This is a genomic window from Nocardia sp. CA-136227 (assembly GCF_050955695.1).
Taxonomy (GTDB): Bacteria; Actinomycetota; Actinomycetes; order Mycobacteriales; family Mycobacteriaceae; genus Nocardia.
This window is the reverse complement of sequence record NZ_CP192081.1, coordinates 3,482,449-3,499,363: the sequence shown is the minus strand read 5'-3', so window position 1 is coordinate 3,499,363 and position 16,915 is coordinate 3,482,449. Positions and strand designations below refer to the sequence as shown.

Here is a 16,915-nt window from a genome sequence, read left to right as displayed (position 1 = left end):
GTCATGCGTCGAGCCGGCGTGTTCCCTGATGTATCGCGCTTCTCCCGTGTCGACCATACCGAATCGAACCCTCCGGCAACTAGTCAGCAATTTTTGCCGCCGAATCTCGCCGCCGACAGACGGCAGGGACTGAAGTAACGTGCCATCACATGAGTGAGAACTTGGCGGGTAAGAGTGCACTGGTCACCGGGGCGAGCCGGGGTATCGGGTTCGCGGTGGCGGCGGAGCTGTTGGCCCGGGGGGCCAATGTGGTGATCTCCGCCCGGAAGGCCGAGCCGCTCGAGGAGGCGGCCGAGCGGCTGCGGGGGCTGGGACATGCGGGGAAGGTGGTGGCGGTCGCCGGGAACTCCGGGGACGCGGCGGCCCGGGCCGAACAAGTCGCTACCGCGGTGGCGCAGTTCGGGTCGCTGGACGTGCTGATCAACAACACCGGCATCAATCCGGTGTACGGGTCGCTCATGGAGGCCGACCTCGAGGCCGTCCGCAAGATCTTCGACGTGAATGTCGTTGCGGCGCTGGGGTATGTACAGGAGGCCTACAAGGCGTGGATGGGTGAGCACGGCGGTGCGGTGGTGAACGTGGCCAGCGTCGCCGGGCTGCGGTCGACCGGCGTGATCGCCGCGTACGGGGCGTCGAAGGCGGCGCTCATTCGGCTCACCGAGGAACTGTCGTGGCAGCTGGGGCCGAAGATCCGGGTGAACGCTGTGGCGCCGGGCGTGATCAAGACCAAGTTCGCGGACGCGCTGTACTCGGCGGACGAGGAGGCGGCCGCGGCGGTCTACCCGATGAAGCGGCTCGGGTCGCCGGAGGATGTGGCGCAGTTGATCGGGTTCCTCGCGTCCGACGAGTCGGCGTGGATCACCGGGACGACGATCCGCGTGGACGGCGGCCTGCTGGCCACCGGCGGCATCTGAGCGCCGGAATCGAAAAGACGTGCCCGGCACCGGGATTCGGTGCCGGGCACGGTCATGCCGGGAGAACGCCGCCGATCACCGGAAGGCGAGGGCGCCGAGGGTGTCGCTGTTGCGGTACTGGAGGTACTTGCTGACGGTGGCCTCGTCGACCGCCGCGGTGGCGGTGGCGACGGTGACGACGACGAACTTGCTCTGGCTGCCGTCGCGCCACTTGCCGGTCTCGAAGTCGGCGATGTAGCTGCCGTCGGGCAGCTCCAGGTCGGTGTCCTCGAACTGGTTGTGCGCGGCGGACGCCTTGCCGTCGTCGGACATGGTGAGGACCAGCTGGGTGAGCATGAGCCCGCCGCCCTCGGCCTTCCACGCCATGGACGAGGCGCGCTTGCAGCCCAGGCCGGTCATCTTCCCGGCCTTCTCGATCGGGGCGCAGGAGTCGAAATCCTGGCCGGTCACGTAGGTGGCGTGCAGGGCGACGTCACCGAGCTTGAAGTTCCAGTCCTTGCCGTACTCGGTGTAGCTGAAGCGGCTGCCGCCGGGCGCGGCCTTGGAGGTGGTCGCGGTGGTGCGGGGCGGGGCCGAGGTGGCGGGCACCAGGGTCGGGCTCTCGGTGGTGGAGGTGGCGCCGGCCTGGGTGGCGTCGTCGCCGCCGGAGACGAGCACGATCGCGCCGACCGCCACCGCCAGCAGCACGACCGCGCCCAGCACCACGCCGATGATCAGCCCGGTGTTCGACTTCGGCTGCTGCGGCGGATAACCCGGCTGCTGCGGGAAACCGGGCGCGGGCGGGGAGCCCGGCCCGAACGGCTGCTGCTGGCCGTACGCCAAGCTCTGCGCGAACCCCGGCGGCTGCGCGTACCCGGCGTCCTGCGGTTGTCCCGCCTGCGGATATCCCTGCTGCGCGGGCCAATTCGTCTGTGTCGGCTGCCAGCCCTGGTCGACCGGCTGCTGCCCCTGCCATCCGGGCTGCTGCACCTGGTGTCCACCGGTCCCCTGGGCGGGCTGATCCCACCACGCGGCATCCGACTCGCCGGGTCGCGGCTGCCGGTGGACAGTGGGATCGCCCCCGGATCCGGCTGGTGGATACGTCATCTGATCACCTTTCGCGGACGGCCCGAGCCCTCCCCGGCTCGGCATTCGATTCCCGAAGCGTATGCGGGCGATCCGGCGTGATCCAATCACGGGGTGACCGACGATCTGCTCATCTGCGGCGCGGGCCCGGCAGGACGAGCCCTCGCCCACCGCGCCCTGGCGCACGGGCTGACGGTCACCGTGGTCGATCCGCACCCGCGCCGACGGTGGGCTGCCACCTATGCGGCGTGGGCGGACGAGCTGCCCGCCTGGGTCGCCGACGCGGCGATCGCGACGCGGATCGAAGGGCCCGTCGCCTGGACGACCCGCCGCATCGAGATCGATCGATCCTATCTCGTGTTCGACACTGCGGCACTTCAGGATTCGCTCGACATCTCCGGCGCACGCCTGATCCAGGACTCCGTCACCGCCATCGACATCGCGGCCCGCCACCGCCACGACGGACTGGACCTCCCCTCGGTGCGACTCGCCTCCGGCCACACCCTCCCCGCGGGCCGGGTCGTCGACGCGCGCGGCATCCCCCGCTCCCCCGCCCTGGCCGAGCAGACGGCGTACGGCGTCATCATCGACCGCGCCCACTACCCCGACAGGGACTCCTTGTTCATGGACTGGCGTGACGACAACGGTGCGACCCCGACCGACCCGCGCTCGTTTCTCTACGCGGTTCCCCTGGACGACGACCGCATCCTCCTGGAAGAGACCTGCCTCGCCGGACGCCCGGCCCTCGACCAGCACACGCTCGAGGCCCGCCTGACCCATCGATTGCGTTCCCGCGGAATCGCTCTCACCGGCGCCGAGCCCGTCGAACGCGTCCGTTTCCCTGTCCAGGGCGGCAAGCCGAATCGGTCCACGTTCGGCGCGGCGGGAGCCTTCACCCACCCCGCGACCGGTTACAGCGTCGCCACGTCACTGCGCCTGGCCGACACCGTCCTCATCGGCGAATCAGCCTGGCCCGCCTCGGCCCGAGCCGTACACCTGTTGCGCCTGGCCGGATTACGCGCCCTGCTGGCGCTTCCCCCCGCCGAGCTGCCACTGTTCTTCGACGCCTTCTTCGCGCTGCCGGTTCCCGCCCAGCGGGCCTATCTGTCCGGCCGCGACGATCTGCGCGGCACCGCCGCGGCCATGGCGGCACTGTTCGCGGCGCTGCCCTGGCGGCTGCGGCGCGTCCTCGCGGCCGGGGTAGCTCTCCCGACCCGATAGCTCAGATCAGGTAGGGAATCATCGCCTTGCGGTCGCTCGGATAGTCCTCGAACCGCTCGCGGTACCACCGATGTGTGGACACCGCCCGCGGCAGCAGGTTGGCCACGGTGAACAACACGAACACCAGTCCCGCCCACGTCCACGACATGAGCGCCCACCCCACCCACAGCACCAGCTCGCCGAAGTAGTTCGCGCTCGACACCCAGCGGAACGCGCCGCCGTAGGGGATGCGGTAGCCGGTGAATCCGTCACTGCGCAAGGCGATCAGCGCGCGGTCGGCATGGAAGTTGATCGCCCACCCCGCCACGGCCACGACCAGCCCGACGAGGAAGCGCGGGTCGGTGAACCATCCGGAGTCCCGCAGATGCTGCGCGTCGGCGACGGCGTATCCGTTGACGAATCCATTGGCCGCGTTGAACACCATTCCGAACGCGATCCCGTACACGGGGAATCCCTTGCTGGACGCTCGCAGCAGCGGATAGATCAGCCCGCGATAGAGGTAGTGCACCTGCCACAGCACGTAGAGCACCACCGCCGGGGGCTGCGGATCCTTCACGACCAACCAGAACGTGACGGTGAAGGCCCACCATTGCGGATTCTCGAACAACAGCCATGCCCACGGCCCCCGCACCGCGAATCGCTCACCGTCCTTGGCGAACCGCCCGTAAGGGTTGGTGTAGCCGAACCCGCTCGCGAACGTGATCACCGTGAGGACGATCAGAAACCCGAGCACGAAGTGAAGAGCATCCCGCATGACGTAGTGCATACCCTCCTTCGTCCCGGTAAACAATCAAGCACTTGCTTGGTATGAGCTCGTTCGCTATGAACAGTGAGAAGCAACCGAGGAGGAATCGTGGACGACTTCAGTCATCGGGCGGGCGCCGCACTGGTGCTCGGCGCTAGCGGCGGGCTCGGTGGAGCGTGCGCGCGGATGCTCCTCGAACGCGGCAGCGACCTCGCCCTGACCTACTACCGGTCCCCCGGCGCACTCGACGGACTCCGGTCCGCCGCGGAAGCCGGCGGACGCCGCGCCGCCACCTGGCAACTCGACCTCGCCGACTCCACCCGCACCGGAGAGGTGGTCGCGCAGGCGGCCGAGCAACTCGGCGGCATCCACACGCTGATCTACGCCGCGGGCCCGCACGTGCCGATGCGCCACCTCAGCAGGATCGAACCGGCCGACTTCCGCAGCCAGATCCTCGACGACGTGTCCGGCTTCTTCAACGCCGTCCACGCGGTCCTCCCCCACCTGCGAGCGAGCAAGGGCAGCATCGTCGCCATCACCACCGCCGGAACCGCGCGATTCCCTGTGCGGGACGGCATGTCCATCGCCCCCAAGGGCGCGGTCGAGGCTCTGGTGCGTGGAATCGCCGCCGAGGAGGGCAGATTCGGTGTGCGCGCCAACTGTGTCGGCCCGGGCATGACCACCGACGGCATGGCCGACCGCCTCATCGCTTCCGGCGACCTGGACGACCACGCTCTCGAAGTCACCAGGAACAACATCCCGCTGCGCCGCTTCGGCGACGCCCAGGACATCGCCGAGGCGGTCTGCTTCCTCGCCTCGGACCGCGCCGACTTCATCAGCGGCCAGAAGCTGGACATCGACGGCGGATACGGCGTCTAGCCGCCCAGGACGAGGACAACCCCATGACCGATCACGCCGAGCAGATCCGATCACTGCTCGCCCACCTGTCCCATCTCGCCGACGAAGGGCCCATCGCCGACTATTTCGAGCACTACACGCCGGACGCCGTCTGGGAGCGCGCGGGCGACCCGCAGTCCGGCATCGCACCGCAGATCTTCCGTGGCGCAACGGAGATCGCCGCCAGCGCGCAGGCCCGGCGCGACGCGGGCATCGCCGGTCCGGGAACCAGGACCCGGCACGTGACGAGCTGCACGGCCATCACGCTGCTGGGACCGGATTCCGCACGGGCGGAGTCCGTTTGGCAGTTCTTCGCCGACACCACGACCGCGCCCCGCCTGGTCGGCATGGGCAGATACCACGACACCCTGGTCTTGGTCGACGGCCGCTGGCGCGTCTCGGTCCGCTCGATCACCAACGGCTGACACCCAAACCGTCCAAATCGCATGTTCCGCGCGTTCGCCAGTGGTTTCCTGGATCCAGTCCAGTACCCCGTATGACGGGAGGTTCCACCGATGTTCGGACTTCCAGCGACCGGGCACAGTGCCCTGGCGGTAATGAGTGAGGATGCGGCGAATCGGGCGTTACGGGAGCATGCGGATTGCCCGATCACCGTGTGCCCGGCCAAGTTACAGGCCAAGACGTTTCTGGTGCGGATGGGCAGACCACCGCGGCGACTGCCTCGAGATTGAGCGCGGGAACCGCTGACCCCTCATCGGTCAGCGGCTCCCCGCGCGGGGTGGATGGTCACGGTGGGGTCCAGGACCGGGAGCTGGACGGTGAAGCGCTCGATCACCCATCCGGCGGGCAGCGCGGAGCCGCGGTGCCCGTGCGGGGTCCACGGCAAGGCGGCCGGGGCGGTGGTCATGCGATCCAGCTCCAATCATGGTCGGGGTCTCGGTATTCCAGGCCGATCCAGCCGTCGTAGCCCGCGGTGTCGAGGGCGGCGAAGAGGGCTTCGAAGTCGAGGGTCCCGGTGCCGGGGCGGCTGCGCGCGGGAGCGTCCGCGATCTGGACGTGCCCGAAACGATCGGCGTGGGTGGCGATCACGGCGAACAGGTCCTCACCCATGCGGGCGAGATGGTAGAGGTCGCAGAGGAAGCGGAGGTTCGGCGCACCGACCTCGTCGATCACCCGTACCGCGTGGGCGGCGGAGACGATCGGATAGTCGGGCGACTCGATCGAATTCAGCGCCTCGAGCACGACCTGGGCATCGATGCGGGCCGCGGCATCGGAGGCCAGACGGAGGTTCTCGAGAGCCAGCTCATCCTGCGCCCGCGGGTCCACAGCCGGAATCCGATTGCCGTACAAGGCATTCAGGGACCGGCAGCCCAACTGTTCGGCAATGCCGACGGTGACGTCGATATTGTCCCGGAACTCGGATTCCCGCCCGGGCACCGAGACCAGGCCGCGGCCCACGGGCACCAGGTCGATGAAGTTGAGACCGATGAGCTGCACACCGGCGTCGGAGACGGCGGAGACGAACGCGTCGATCTCCTTGTCCCCCGGCACCGGGTTCTCGCCGAACGGCCACCAGAATTCGACGGCGTCGAACCCGGCCGCCTTCGCCGCCGCCGGACGTTCCAGCAACGGCAGATCGGCGAACAGGATCGAGCAGTGCGCGTCGAATTTCCGGAGAGCTCCGTCGGCGGTGTATTTCATCGTGTCGATTCCTCCCGGTAGGTGTGCCAGCTGCCGTAATCGGTGATGTCGATGAGCTGCGGGTCGGAGATGACGGGGCGCCGCAGCAGCATGGACAGCACCGAGCGGCTGTCGTCCAAGGCAATCACACCGAGTTCCAGTTCCGGCGGCTCGGCGGGGAGCAGCCGGTTGCGCAGCACCTCCATGGGCACGTCGAACAGTTCACCGGTGATGGGCGCCCCGCCGTAGGCGACGGGGTGCAGGCCGGGGAAGCGGTCGCCGACCGAGTAGAAGCGGTACTGCGGCGCGGTGGTGGCCTCCCCTGCACAGGGCGCGCCCTCGAGCAGGTAGTTCAGGGGTTCGCCGCGCATGGCACCCCCGTTCAGGAAGATCAGAGGCATAGCCGTGGGCTCCTTCTCGGTCGGACGATCACAGTTCAGGCGGTGATCCGCAGGGCGTCCGGGGAGTCCGGGACGATCACTTCCGGCACCACGACCGCGTCGCGGTGGATGGGTCCGCCGTGGGTACCGAGAGGCACTCCGGTGCCCCCACGGCGGACCGCCACGATCTCGGCGGCGATGGAGACAGCCGTCTCCTCCGGGGTACGCCCGCCGAGATCCAGTCCGATGGGCGACTTCAGCCGCGCCAGTTCGGCATTCGTCATCCCGACCGCGAGCAGCCGCTGGAGGCGGTCCTCGTGCGTGCGCCGGGATCCCATCGCACCCACGAACGCCACCGGCAGGCGAAGCGCCACTCGCAACAGCGGCACATCGAATTTGGCGTCGTGGGTGAGTACACAGACCACGGTCCGGGCGTCCACCCGGGTCCGGGCCAGATATTTGTCCGGCCATTCCACGACCACCTCGTCGGCGTCGGGGAAGCGCGCGGGGGTCGCGAAGACCGCCCGCGCGTCACACACCGTGACGTGGTAGCCGAGGAATTTGCCGATCCGGGCCACCGCGGCCGCGAAGTCGATCGCCCCGAAGACGATCATCCGCGGCGGCGGCACATGCGATTCCACGAAGACCGTGATCTCCTCGTCGCCGCAACCGACGGTTCGCACCGCGGTCGCGCCGGCGTCGAGCATGGCCTGGGCTTCGGCGATCACGCGATCGTCGAACTCGTGGCCGGAGCTCCACCAGGTGCCCAGCGCCATCACGGCGCCGCTGTCGAGGTCGCGGACCATGGCCACGGCCTCCCCCTCAGCTCGCAGGACCTGTTCCACCGCGGTGCGGTTGGCGTCGGTCACCGACTGGACGAACACCTGGATCGTTCCGCCACAGGTCAATCCGACGGCGAAGGCGTCGGTGTCGCTGTAGCCGAAGGTCTCCCGGATGGTGGCGCCGGTGGCCAGCGACTCGCGGCACAACTCGTAGACCGCGCCCTCGACGCAGCCGCCGGAAATGCTCCCGACGACGGTGCCGTCGGCGTCCACGGCCAGGGCCGCGCCGATCGGCCGCGGCGCGGAGCCGCCGATCCCGATGATGGAGGCCACGGCGTAGTCCTTGCCCGCCGCATGCCATTCCAGTAGTTGTGCCGCGATGTCGCGCATGGCTAGCCTCCCAGGGCCAATTCGATGCCGTTGATACCGAAGTAGGCGACGAAGACGACGCTGACCACGGCCACCAGCCAATGGATTTCGCGGTACTTCCCGCGAGCGAGCTTGATCACGGTGTAAGCGATCAGGCCCGCGCCGACACCGTTGGTGATCGAGTAGGTGAACGGCATGAGCACGATCGTGATGAAGGCCGGCACCGCGACCTCGAGATCGTTCCAGTCGATCTTGCGGGCCTGCGTCATCATCAGCGCGCCGACCAGCACCAGCGCGGGAGCCGCGGCCTGGATCGGCACCACGGCCGCGATCGGCGTGAAGAAGATGGCGGCGCAGAACAATCCGCCGGTGATCACGCTGGCCAGACCGGTACGGGCGCCCTCACCGACACCCGTCGCGGACTCGACGTACACGGTGGAACCCGCGCCGCCGGACAGGCCGCCGACGATCTGGGCGACACCGTCGGTGGTCAGGATCTTGCCCATGCCGGGCACCTGACCCTTCTCGTCGGTCAGACCCGCCTCGTCACAGACGCCGAAAACAGTTCCCATGGCGTCGAAGAAGCCGGTCAGCACCAGGGTGAACAGCACCACGGTGGCGGTCACCGCGCCCGCGGTGGCGAAGCCGCCGAACAGGTCGATGTGGCCGATCAGACCGAAATCGGGAGAGGCGAACAGCGATTTGGGCTTCTCGGGGACGACGGTCCCCCACGCCTTCGGATCGATCTTCGCCATGGCGTTGACCACGATGGCGAGCACCGTGGAGATGGCGATGCTGATCAGGATCGCGCCCGGCACCTTGCGGATGAACAGCCCGAGCATCAGCAGCAGGCCGACCGCGAAAATCACGGTGGGCCAACCGGCCAGGTGCCCGTCCACGCCGAGCGTGACCGGAGGACCGCCGGGCGCGCCGTGGCCGACGACCCCGGAGGAGACCAGGCCGATCATGGCGATGAACATGCCGATGCCGACGCCGATGGCGTTCTTCATGGCCAGTGGAATGGCGTTGATGATCATCGTCCGCAGGCCGGTCGCGGCCAGGATGACGATGACGATGCCCATCAGCACCACCAGACCCATGGCCTGGGGCCAGGTCATGTGCGGCGCGGCCTGGTAGGCGACGACGGGGACCAGCCCGAGACCGGCGGCCAGTGCGAGGGGCACATTGCCCACCAGGCCCATGAGGACGGTGGTCAGACCGGCCGAGAAGGCGGTCGTGGTGGTCAGCTGAGCGATACTCAGCTTGTCCCCGTGCGAGTCGGCGACGCCGCCGAGAATTAGCGGGACCAGCAATATGACATACGCCATAGCGACGAATGTGGTGATGCCGCCACGGATTTCACGGGTTATGGTGGTCTTGCGCTCCGATAGCCTGAAGAACTTTTCGAGCGCGGACCCCCTGGTTTCCGGGGTGGTGATCGGTGATTGAGTCTGGGTCATGGCTGCCCTCCTATGGGCGTAGCCGACCAACGGCCCGGGGGTGCTGGGTAATCCCCGGGCCGCGGATTCGGTGTTGTGGGGTCCCTACCGCGCTCCACTGTTGTGGGAGGCGCGGTCTGCCCCTGTTAGTCAACTGTTCCGGATGATGTCTTCCGGACGCACGGGCACGCGGTTGATGTTTCCGGTGCCGCCCCGCTTGCGGCAGGCGTCGCGAATCGCTGCGGCGATCGCGGGCGTGGAGGAGAGAGTCGGCGGTTCGCCCGCGCCGCGCAAGCCGTAGGGGGCGTGCGGGTCCGGGTTCTCCAGAATCTCCAGCTTCTGCGGAGGTGTATCGAGAATGGTGGGAATCAAGTAGTCCGTGAAGGACGGGTTCCGCACCTTGCCGTTGGTGACCTGAATTTCCTCCATAACCGCCAGACCCAGGCCCTGAATGGAGCCGCCGTGGATCTGGCCTTCCAGCGAGAGCCGGTTCATGATCTTGCCGACGTCCTGGACGGCGTCCAGGGCAACGACTTTCACGAGCCCGAGTTCGGTGTCCACATCGACCACTGCCCGGTGCACGCAGACCGCGAGCTGGGTGTGGCTCGAGCCCTGACCGGTGATCTTGTCCATACCGGTGGTGGGCTGGTGGTGGTATTCGCGGGTCAGGTCGATCACGTCGTCGCCGAGGACGTCCTCGATCGACGCGACCACCTCACCGTTGTTCTTGACGACCTTGCCGCCGTCGAGGTGCATGAAGCCGTGCACGTCGAACTTCGTGCGCGCCAGCACGAACAGCTCGTCGGCGACCGCGCGGCAGGCGGTCATCACCGCGCCGCCGGTCATGTAGGACTGGCGGGAGGCGGACGAGGAGCCGGAGCTGCCGACATTGTTGTCCGACGGGTGGCTGACCACGCGGTCGATGGTGAGTTCGGTGCGGGCGATCTGCGCCTCGAGGGTGATCAGACCCTGGCCGACCTCCGCGCCGGCGGTGTGCACGAGCGCGACCGGCTCGCCGCCGATCACTTCCAGGCGCACGCGGGCGGTCGAGTAGTCGTCGAAACCCTCGGAGAAGCAGATGTTCTTGATGCCGACGCCGTAGCCGACGCCGCGGTACACGCCCTCGCCGTGGGTGGTCTGGGACGCGCCGCCGGGCAGGTTGCGGATATCCGAGGTATCCACGGATTCCGGCAGTTCCATCTCGCGCAGGCTGTCGAGCATCTCCACCAGCGGAGTCGGCGCGTGCACGATCTGACCGGTGGCCAGCTTCGAGCCCTGGGATACGACGTTCACCTGGCGAACGGTCACCGGGTCCATGTCGAGGGCATCGGCGAGCTTGTCCATCATCGACTCGTGTGCGAAACACGCCTGTACGACGCCGAATCCGCGCATCGCGCCGCACACCGGGTTGTTGGTGTACACGCCGTAGGCGTCGATCTCCAGGTGCGGGACCTCGTAGGGGCCCAGCGCCAGGGAGGCGGCGTTGCCGATCACGTTCTGGGTGGCCGAGGTGTACGCGCCGCCGTCGAGGACGATGAGAACCTTGGCGTAGGTGAGCTTTCCGGTCGCGGTCGCGCCGTACTCGTAGCGCATGCGCGCCGGATGCCGGTGCACGTGGCCGAAGAACGACTCCTGGCGGTTGTACATCATCTTGACCGGCTTGCCGGTGCGCATGGCCAGCATGCCCGCGTGGATCTGCATGGACAGGTCCTCGCGGCCGCCGAACGCGCCGCCGACACCGGACATGGTCATCCGGATCTGGTCCTCGTTCAACCCGAGGCAGGGGCCGATCTGGGTGAGATCCCAATGCAGCCACTGGGTCGCGACGTAGAAGTCGAGGGAGCCGTCCTCGTCGGGGATGACCATGCCGGACTCCGGGCCGAGGAAGGCCTGGTCCTGCATGCCGACCTCGAACTCCTCGCTCACCACGACGGCGGCCAGGGTCTTGCCGATCTCGATGTCGCCGGCGCGCACCGGCTGGTAGCGGGCGATGCCGCCGCGCTCCTGCACTGCCAGCCCGATCGGGTCCTCGATCACGGCCATCGGGTCGGTGATCGGTTCCAGCACTTCGTATTCCACCTCGATGGCGGCCACGGCGCGGCGCGCGATCTCGGGGTGGTCGGCGGCGACCAGGGCGATCGCCTCACCGTGGTGGCGCACCTCGCCGAAGGCCAGCACCGGCTGGTCCCAGGTGTGGTCGAGGCCGTAGACCTTGCGGCCGGGCACGTCCTCGTGGGTGAGCACGGCGTGGACGCCGGGCATGGCCAGCACCTTGGCGGTGTCGATGCCGATCAGCTTGGCGCGGGCGTGCGGACTGCGCAGGGTCGCGCCCCACAGCATGCCGTCGATCCACAGGTCCGAGGAGTAGGCGAACTCGCCCTTCACCTTGAGGGTGCCGTCGGGACGCAGCGGGCTCTCACCGATGCCGCCGGCGCCCGGGATCGGCACGTCGGCGGGGAACCGCGTGGTGCGTGCGATGGTCATCGGTTCTCCTGCTTCATGATTCGCTTACGCGCGGCCACGCCGTTCGCGCCGACCCGGTCGTGCGGCATGGTCTTGAGCTCGTCGTTCTCGACGACGGTGTGGCCGCCCACGAGCAGGCGCGCCAGCGGCGGCTGCGGGCCGAACACCAGCGAGCACACCGGGTCCTCGATGGCGGCGCGGAAGCCGTCCACCTTCCAGACCGCGATATCGGCGAGCTTGCCGACTTCCAGGGAGCCGATCTCGTTCTGGCGGCCCAGGTTTCGGGCGCCGCCGAGGGTGCCGACCTCGAGGGCCTGGCGGGCGGTCATGGCGCGGGGACCGTGCACGGCGCGCTGGAACAGCATGGCCTGCCGCATCTCCCCCGCCATCGAGGTGAGTTCGGAGGAGGCCGCGCCGTCCACGCCCAGGCCGACCGGGGCGCCGGCGGCGAGCAGGTCCATCACTCGCGCGATGCCCGCGCCCAGCCGCGCGTTGGAGGTCGGGCAGTGCGCGGAACCAGTGCCGGTCTTCGCGAAGGCCGCGATGTCCTTGTCGTGCAGGTGCACCGCGTGGGCGAACCACACGTCGTCGCCGAGCCAGCCCAGCTTCTCCATGTATTCGACCGGGGTGCAACCCATCTGCTCGATGCAGTGCTCTTCCTCGTCGAGGGTCTCGGCGAGGTGGGTGTGCAGGCGGACGCCGTGCCGACGGGCCAGGGCGGCGGATTCCACCATCAGGCCCTCGGACACCGAGAACGGCGAGCAGGGGGCGACGGCCACGCGCAGCATCGAGTCGAACGACGCGTCGTGGTACTTGGTGATGATCTCCTCGGTGTTGAGGAGGATCTCCTCGCGGTTCTCGACCACCTCGTCCGGCGGCAGGCCGCCCTGGGACTGGCCGCGGTCCATGGAACCGCGGCACGGGTGGAAGCGGATGCCCAGCTCGCGGGCGGCGCGCACCTCGGCGTCGAACAGATCGCCACGGCCCTGGGGGAACACGTAGTGGTGATCGGTGGAGGTGGTGGTGCCGGTCAGCGCGAGCCAGCCCAGACCGGCCGAGGCCGCGCCATAGACGATCTCGGCGTCCATGGTGGCCCACAGGCGGTACAGGCCGGTCAGCCACTCGAAGAGCGTCGCGTCCTGGAACAGGCCCTGGGTGGCCCACTGGTAGAGGTGGTGGTGGGTATTCACCAGGCCCGGGGTCACCAGGCAGCCGGTGCCGGAGAGGCGTTCAGCACCCACCACCATCGGCGCAGGTCCTGCGCCGAGAGCTTCGATCCGGCCGTCGTCGCCGACGATCAGATAGCCATTGGGGATCTCCGCACCGACGACCGGTGCGATATAGGCGTTCTCGATGACGAGCTTGGTCATTTCGCCGTCGCCTTCCGCTCGGCCGCCATGCGCACGGCATCCAGAATCTTCTCGTAACCCGTACAGCGGCACAGGTTTCCGGCGAGAGCCTCACGGATCTCGACATCGGACGGGTTGGGGACGCGCTCGATCAGGTCGTGCGCCTGCACGATCAGACCCGGCGTGCAGAAACCGCACTGCACCGCGCCCGCCTCGACGAACGCCTGCTGCATCGGGTCGAGCTTGTCGCCCTCGGCCAGCCCTTCGACGGTGCGGACCGAACGGCCCTGCACCTGACCGGCGGCCACCAGGCACGAGCACACCGGGGTGCCGTCCAGATAGACGGTGCAGGAACCACATTCGCCCTGCTCGCAGGCGTTCTTCGCGCCGGGCAGGCCGACCCGCTCCCGCAGCACGTACAGCAGGCTCTCGCCTTCCCAGACGTCGTCGGCGGTTTCCTGGGATCCATTGACGGTGAAGTCGATACGCATCAGGCCGCCCTCCTCTCCGCGGTGTAGTCGTTCCAGGCCCAGCCGAGGGTCCGGCGTGCCATCACCGACAGCGCGTGCCGGCGGTAGTCGGCGGTGCCGCGCACATCGTCGATGGGCTTGGCGGCCGCACCGACCAGGCGGCCGAATTCGTGGGCCAGCTCATCGCTCAACGCGCCGCCGTTGTCCCAGTCCAGGTTCGCGGCCAGGAAGTCCTGCGCCTCGGTCGGGCGGATCGGGGTCGGACCGGCCGAACCGATGCCCGCACCGGCGGTACGCGAATCCGCGTGCAGGGCAACCGAGAACGAGCAGACCGCGATCACCATCGCGTTGCGGGTGCCGACCTTCGAGAAGTACTGCGGACCGGAGGCGGGCCGCAGCCACACCGCGCGGATCAGCTCGTCGGGCTCGAGGGAGTTCTTCTTGACCCAGACGTAGAAGTCGTCGATGTCGATCATGCGGGTGCCGCGGGCGGCCGACTCGACCTCGACCACGGCGTTCGCGGCCAGCAGCGCCGGATGGGCGTCACCGGCGGGCGACGCGCCGCCCAGATTCCCGCCCACGGTGCCGCGATTGCGGATCTGCGGGGAACCCACGGTGCGCGAGGCCTGCGCCAGACCGGGCAGGCGATCCTGGTACCGGTTGATGATCTTCACGAACGGGACACCGGAGCCGAGGCGGATGCGGCCGTCGGCCTGATCGTCCACCTGGAACAGCTCCCGGCACGGGTTCAGATCCAGCAGGGCGTCCGGACGGTGCACGTCGAAGTTCATCTCGACCATCACATCGGTGCCACCCTGGATCGGAACCGCCTCGGGGCGTTCCGCTTTCAGCTGGAGCGCTTCGGCCCAGCTGCCCGGTTGTAGGAAATCCATTGCGTTCCTCTAGATATCGGTTCTGCGCAGGTACGACAGCCTCGGCTGCCCCGGTACGTAGAGAAGGAGTGGGGACTCAGTTACGGGGGTCGTTCATCGCTCCTCCAGGAGCTTGCGCACCCGGCGGCCGGTGATGTCGGCCAGCTCGTGGCGCACCACGCGGTGTTCCTCGGCCGCGGGGTTGCCCAGACGGTGCCGCAGCTCCGCGAGCATCTCCGCGGCGCTGCGGCCGGCGGCCCGGATCAGGAAGACATGGCCGAAGTGCTCCTCGTAGGCGAGGTTCCCGGCGGCCAGCTCGGCCAGCACCCGGGCGTCGGCCTCCGACGCTCCGGACTGCTCGTCGGCCGACCACCGCGCCTCACGCTCGGACCGGTGCCGGGCCGCCTCGCGCTCACCGATACGGGGGTGCGCGTCGAGCGCCTCCTCGACATCGGCCCAGCTCAGTTCGGCGACCCCGGCCACGGCCGCGGCGATCAGACTCGACTCGTCCGCGTACGGCCGGTTCGCCACCATCTTGCGAGCCCAGGTCCGGGACGCGTTGCAGGTCAGCAGGTGCGTCTCGGCTTCTTCCAGGGGCAGCGAACCGAGCCATTCCAGGCGACTCGACATCCGACCTCCATCCGTGTTCTGCGTGTGTCAACCACTAAACCCGGGGGGTGGTCATGCCCGATAGGACGAGACCTCCGAACCTGTGGCCTGCTTCACAGGGGCGCGTTCGTAGTTACATCCAAGTTCGGTAACCGTCGCGTCACTCACTGTTAGCCTCGAGAATCATGCGGTTACGTTCCCTGCTGACCATGCACGATCTGGGCCTGCGGCTCGTCTCCGGAGAGGACGAGCTGGACCGCTTCGTACGCTGGGTCGTAACCACCGACATGCTCGACCCGGGCCGGTACCTCTCCGGCGGAGAGTTCGTGCTCACCGGGCTGCAATGGCGGCACAGCCCCGAGGACAGCGACACCTTCGTCGGCGCGCTCGCCCGCGCCCGGGTCGCCGCGCTCGCCGCCGGTGACGCGCTCTACGGCGAAGCACCCGAGGATCTGGTCGCGGCTTGTAAGAAACACCGAATCCCGCTGTTCCGGGTCGAGGAGCAGATCGCGTTCGCGACCGTCACCGAGACCATCAACCGGAAACTGTCCTCGGGACGGGCCGCGGACCTGAGCGCCATCCTGGACCGGCATCGGCAGCTGGTGTCCGGCGGCGGACTGGACTCGGTCCTCGACCTGGTCCATCGCACGCTCGGCACCCGGTGCTGGGTGGTGTCGTCCATCGGCCGCGTGGTCGCCGGGCCCACCCGCGACCTGCCCGAGCAGGTGCGATCGGCGTTCCTGAGCGCGCGGCGGCTGCCACATGTGCTGTCCTGCAACCAGATCCGGTACACGCTGTTCGCCGTCGACGCCGACGCCACCTCGCGGATCGCGGACTGGTTCCTGGTCTTCGAGAGCGACTTCAAGGACTGGCCCGAGGAACGCCGCGCGCTCATCGGCGAACTCGCGGCGGTGGTGTCGCTCGAACGCGCCCGCCACGACGACCGGCACAGCGCCGAGGGCCGCCTCGCGCAGGAACTGATCGAACTGATCATGTCCGAGGCCAAACCCGCCGACATCATCTCGCGGCTGGAACTGACCGGGCTGGGACTGTCCGACCGCTACCTGGCCGTCGCCGCGACCGCCGACTCCGGCGCGGTGCGGCCCGGTGAACTGCGCGCGGTGCTGCGCGAAATCCTGTACGGCAGAAGCCCTGCCATCGGCGTCGTGGACGGCGAGGTCATCCTGCTGGTCGCGCTCGGCGACGAACAGGCCCTCGACGACCACATCCACCGCGCCATCGAAGCCCTCGAACCCGGGCTGCAACTGAGCCGCCTGTCCGTGGGCATCAGCGGCGCGGTCGACGGCGAGGGGCTGCGCGGCGCGGTCGAGGAGGCGCGGTACGCCCGCCGCATGGCCGCCGAACGCCAGCAACCCACCAGCGTCGTCCGCCACGACGAGCTCGCCACCCACATGCTGCTGCTGGCGAGCGTCCCCGACGAGGTGCGGCGCATGTTCCGGGTGCGCCTGCTCGACCCGCTGCGCGTCTACGACCAGGACAACCGCGCCGACCTGGTCCACACCCTCGAGACGTTCCTCGAGGTCTCCGGTTCCTGGACCAAGTGCGCGGATCTACTGCACGTCCACGTGAACACGTTGCGCTACCGCATCCAGCGCATCGAGGAACTCACCAACCGCGACCTGTCCCGCCTCGAGGACCGCGTCGACTTCTTTCTGGCCCTGGCCCTGCGCTGAACCCG

Annotated in this window: 17 protein-coding genes; 5 read left to right on the top strand and 12 right to left on the bottom strand. The window is 68.7% G+C overall.

The annotated features are described in order from the left end of the window. Positions 1–149 precede the first annotated feature (149 nt). Positions 150–914, top strand: coding sequence for an SDR family oxidoreductase (locus ACQP06_RS16070; RefSeq protein WP_433672928.1), 765 nt, complete (start codon positions 150–152; stop codon positions 912–914). A 75-nt stretch (positions 915–989) separates the two neighbouring features. Here the strand turns inward: ACQP06_RS16070 and ACQP06_RS16065 are convergent, their stop codons facing one another. Next, positions 990–2,000 carry a hypothetical protein gene (locus ACQP06_RS16065; protein ID WP_433672927.1) on the bottom strand — a complete coding sequence of 337 codons (1,011 nt, stop codon included), beginning with the start codon at positions 1,998–2,000 and terminating at the stop codon, positions 990–992. Between the two features lie 93 nt (positions 2,001–2,093). Between ACQP06_RS16065 and ACQP06_RS16060 the strand changes: the two genes are divergently transcribed. Beyond that, positions 2,094–3,200 carry a lycopene cyclase family protein gene (locus ACQP06_RS16060; protein WP_433672926.1) on the top strand — a complete coding sequence of 369 codons (1,107 nt, stop codon included), beginning with the start codon at positions 2,094–2,096 and terminating at the stop codon, positions 3,198–3,200. Between the two features lies 1 nt (position 3,201). Here ACQP06_RS16060 and ACQP06_RS16055 read toward each other — a convergent pair whose 3' ends face one another. Next, positions 3,202–3,954 carry a DUF1295 domain-containing protein gene (locus tag ACQP06_RS16055; RefSeq protein WP_433672925.1) on the bottom strand — a complete coding sequence of 251 codons (753 nt, stop codon included), beginning with the start codon at positions 3,952–3,954 and terminating at the stop codon, positions 3,202–3,204. 99 nt (positions 3,955–4,053) lie between these two features. Between ACQP06_RS16055 and ACQP06_RS16050 the strand changes: the two genes are divergently transcribed. After that, a complete protein-coding gene (locus ACQP06_RS16050; protein WP_433672924.1) occupies positions 4,054–4,824 on the top strand; it encodes an SDR family NAD(P)-dependent oxidoreductase in 771 nt (256 codons plus the stop codon). Positions 4,825–4,847: 23 nt separating this feature from the next. Continuing rightward, on the top strand, positions 4,848–5,267 hold the full coding sequence (locus ACQP06_RS16045) for a nuclear transport factor 2 family protein (RefSeq protein WP_433672923.1): 420 nt from the start codon (positions 4,848–4,850) through the stop codon (positions 5,265–5,267). Positions 5,268–5,554: 287 nt separating this feature from the next. Here ACQP06_RS16045 and ACQP06_RS16040 read toward each other — a convergent pair whose 3' ends face one another. The 10 genes from ACQP06_RS16040 to uraD form a co-directional block, all read right to left on the bottom strand. Continuing rightward, positions 5,555–5,710, bottom strand: coding sequence for a hypothetical protein (locus ACQP06_RS16040; protein ID WP_433672922.1), 156 nt, complete (start codon positions 5,708–5,710; stop codon positions 5,555–5,557). Next, positions 5,707–6,504, bottom strand: a complete 798-nt coding sequence (locus ACQP06_RS16035) for a hydroxypyruvate isomerase family protein (RefSeq protein ID WP_433672921.1) — start codon at positions 6,502–6,504, stop codon at positions 5,707–5,709. The genes ACQP06_RS16040 and ACQP06_RS16035 overlap by 4 nt, the downstream gene beginning before the upstream one ends. Next, a complete protein-coding gene (locus ACQP06_RS16030) occupies positions 6,501–6,884 on the bottom strand; it encodes an allophanate hydrolase-related protein (protein ID WP_433672920.1) in 384 nt (127 codons plus the stop codon). The genes ACQP06_RS16035 and ACQP06_RS16030 overlap by 4 nt, the downstream gene beginning before the upstream one ends. A gap of 35 nt (positions 6,885–6,919) precedes the next feature. Then, on the bottom strand, positions 6,920–8,035 hold the full coding sequence (locus ACQP06_RS16025; RefSeq protein WP_433672919.1) for an XdhC family protein: 1,116 nt from the start codon (positions 8,033–8,035) through the stop codon (positions 6,920–6,922). Positions 8,036–8,037: 2 nt separating this feature from the next. Further along, the gene (locus ACQP06_RS16020; protein WP_433672918.1) at positions 8,038–9,474 is read right to left on the bottom strand and encodes an NCS2 family permease; all 1,437 of its coding nucleotides are present in this window, start codon (positions 9,472–9,474) and stop codon (positions 8,038–8,040) included. Between the two features lie 129 nt (positions 9,475–9,603). Continuing rightward, positions 9,604–11,937: a xanthine dehydrogenase family protein molybdopterin-binding subunit gene (locus ACQP06_RS16015; RefSeq protein ID WP_433672917.1), complete on the bottom strand. Its 2,334-nt coding sequence runs from the start codon at positions 11,935–11,937 to the stop codon at positions 9,604–9,606. Continuing rightward, complete coding sequence (locus tag ACQP06_RS16010; protein ID WP_433672916.1) at positions 11,934–13,286, bottom strand: 8-oxoguanine deaminase; 1,353 nt, start codon at positions 13,284–13,286, stop codon at positions 11,934–11,936. Before ACQP06_RS16010 ends, ACQP06_RS16015 begins: the two co-directional genes overlap by 4 nt. Continuing rightward, positions 13,283–13,756 (bottom strand): (2Fe-2S)-binding protein, encoded by a 474-nt coding sequence (locus tag ACQP06_RS16005; protein ID WP_433672915.1) that lies wholly within the window; start codon positions 13,754–13,756, stop codon positions 13,283–13,285. Before ACQP06_RS16005 ends, ACQP06_RS16010 begins: the two co-directional genes overlap by 4 nt. Further along, positions 13,756–14,628 carry an FAD binding domain-containing protein gene (locus tag ACQP06_RS16000; RefSeq protein ID WP_433672914.1) on the bottom strand — a complete coding sequence of 291 codons (873 nt, stop codon included), beginning with the start codon at positions 14,626–14,628 and terminating at the stop codon, positions 13,756–13,758. The genes ACQP06_RS16005 and ACQP06_RS16000 overlap by 1 nt, the downstream gene beginning before the upstream one ends. Positions 14,629–14,721: 93 nt before the next feature. Beyond that, positions 14,722–15,237 carry a 2-oxo-4-hydroxy-4-carboxy-5-ureidoimidazoline decarboxylase gene (gene uraD / locus ACQP06_RS15995; RefSeq protein ID WP_433672913.1) on the bottom strand — a complete coding sequence of 172 codons (516 nt, stop codon included), beginning with the start codon at positions 15,235–15,237 and terminating at the stop codon, positions 14,722–14,724. Positions 15,238–15,401: 164 nt separating this feature from the next. On the opposite strand from uraD, the gene ACQP06_RS15990 reads away from it, so the two are divergent. Beyond that, the gene (locus ACQP06_RS15990; protein WP_433672912.1) at positions 15,402–16,910 is read left to right on the top strand and encodes a PucR family transcriptional regulator; all 1,509 of its coding nucleotides are present in this window, start codon (positions 15,402–15,404) and stop codon (positions 16,908–16,910) included. The last annotated feature ends 5 nt before the right edge of the window (positions 16,911–16,915 follow it).

Excerpts from the sequence above, each read along its gene's own strand:
- ACQP06_RS16070 (WP_433672928.1), top strand. The coding sequence starts at position 150 with ATGAGTGAGAACTTGGCGGGTAAGAGTGCACTGGTCACCGGGGCGAGC.
- ACQP06_RS16065 (WP_433672927.1), bottom strand. The coding sequence starts at position 2,000 with ATGACGTATCCACCAGCCGGATCCGGGGGCGATCCCACTGTCCACCGG.
- ACQP06_RS16055 (WP_433672925.1), bottom strand. The coding sequence starts at position 3,954 with ATGCGGGATGCTCTTCACTTCGTGCTCGGGTTTCTGATCGTCCTCACG.
- ACQP06_RS16045 (WP_433672923.1), top strand. The coding sequence starts at position 4,848 with ATGACCGATCACGCCGAGCAGATCCGATCACTGCTCGCCCACCTGTCC.
- ACQP06_RS16040 (WP_433672922.1), bottom strand. The coding sequence starts at position 5,710 with ATGACCACCGCCCCGGCCGCCTTGCCGTGGACCCCGCACGGGCACCGC.
- ACQP06_RS16035 (WP_433672921.1), bottom strand. The coding sequence starts at position 6,504 with ATGAAATACACCGCCGACGGAGCTCTCCGGAAATTCGACGCGCACTGC.
- ACQP06_RS16030 (WP_433672920.1), bottom strand. The coding sequence starts at position 6,884 with ATGCCTCTGATCTTCCTGAACGGGGGTGCCATGCGCGGCGAACCCCTG.
- ACQP06_RS16025 (WP_433672919.1), bottom strand. The coding sequence starts at position 8,035 with ATGCGCGACATCGCGGCACAACTACTGGAATGGCATGCGGCGGGCAAG.
- ACQP06_RS16020 (WP_433672918.1), bottom strand. The coding sequence starts at position 9,474 with ATGACCCAGACTCAATCACCGATCACCACCCCGGAAACCAGGGGGTCC.
- ACQP06_RS16015 (WP_433672917.1), bottom strand. The coding sequence starts at position 11,937 with ATGACCATCGCACGCACCACGCGGTTCCCCGCCGACGTGCCGATCCCG.
- ACQP06_RS16010 (WP_433672916.1), bottom strand. The coding sequence starts at position 13,286 with ATGACCAAGCTCGTCATCGAGAACGCCTATATCGCACCGGTCGTCGGT.
- ACQP06_RS16005 (WP_433672915.1), bottom strand. The coding sequence starts at position 13,756 with ATGCGTATCGACTTCACCGTCAATGGATCCCAGGAAACCGCCGACGAC.
- ACQP06_RS16000 (WP_433672914.1), bottom strand. The coding sequence starts at position 14,628 with ATGGATTTCCTACAACCGGGCAGCTGGGCCGAAGCGCTCCAGCTGAAA.
- uraD (WP_433672913.1), bottom strand. The coding sequence starts at position 15,237 with ATGTCGAGTCGCCTGGAATGGCTCGGTTCGCTGCCCCTGGAAGAAGCC.
- ACQP06_RS15990 (WP_433672912.1), top strand. The coding sequence starts at position 15,402 with ATGCGGTTACGTTCCCTGCTGACCATGCACGATCTGGGCCTGCGGCTC.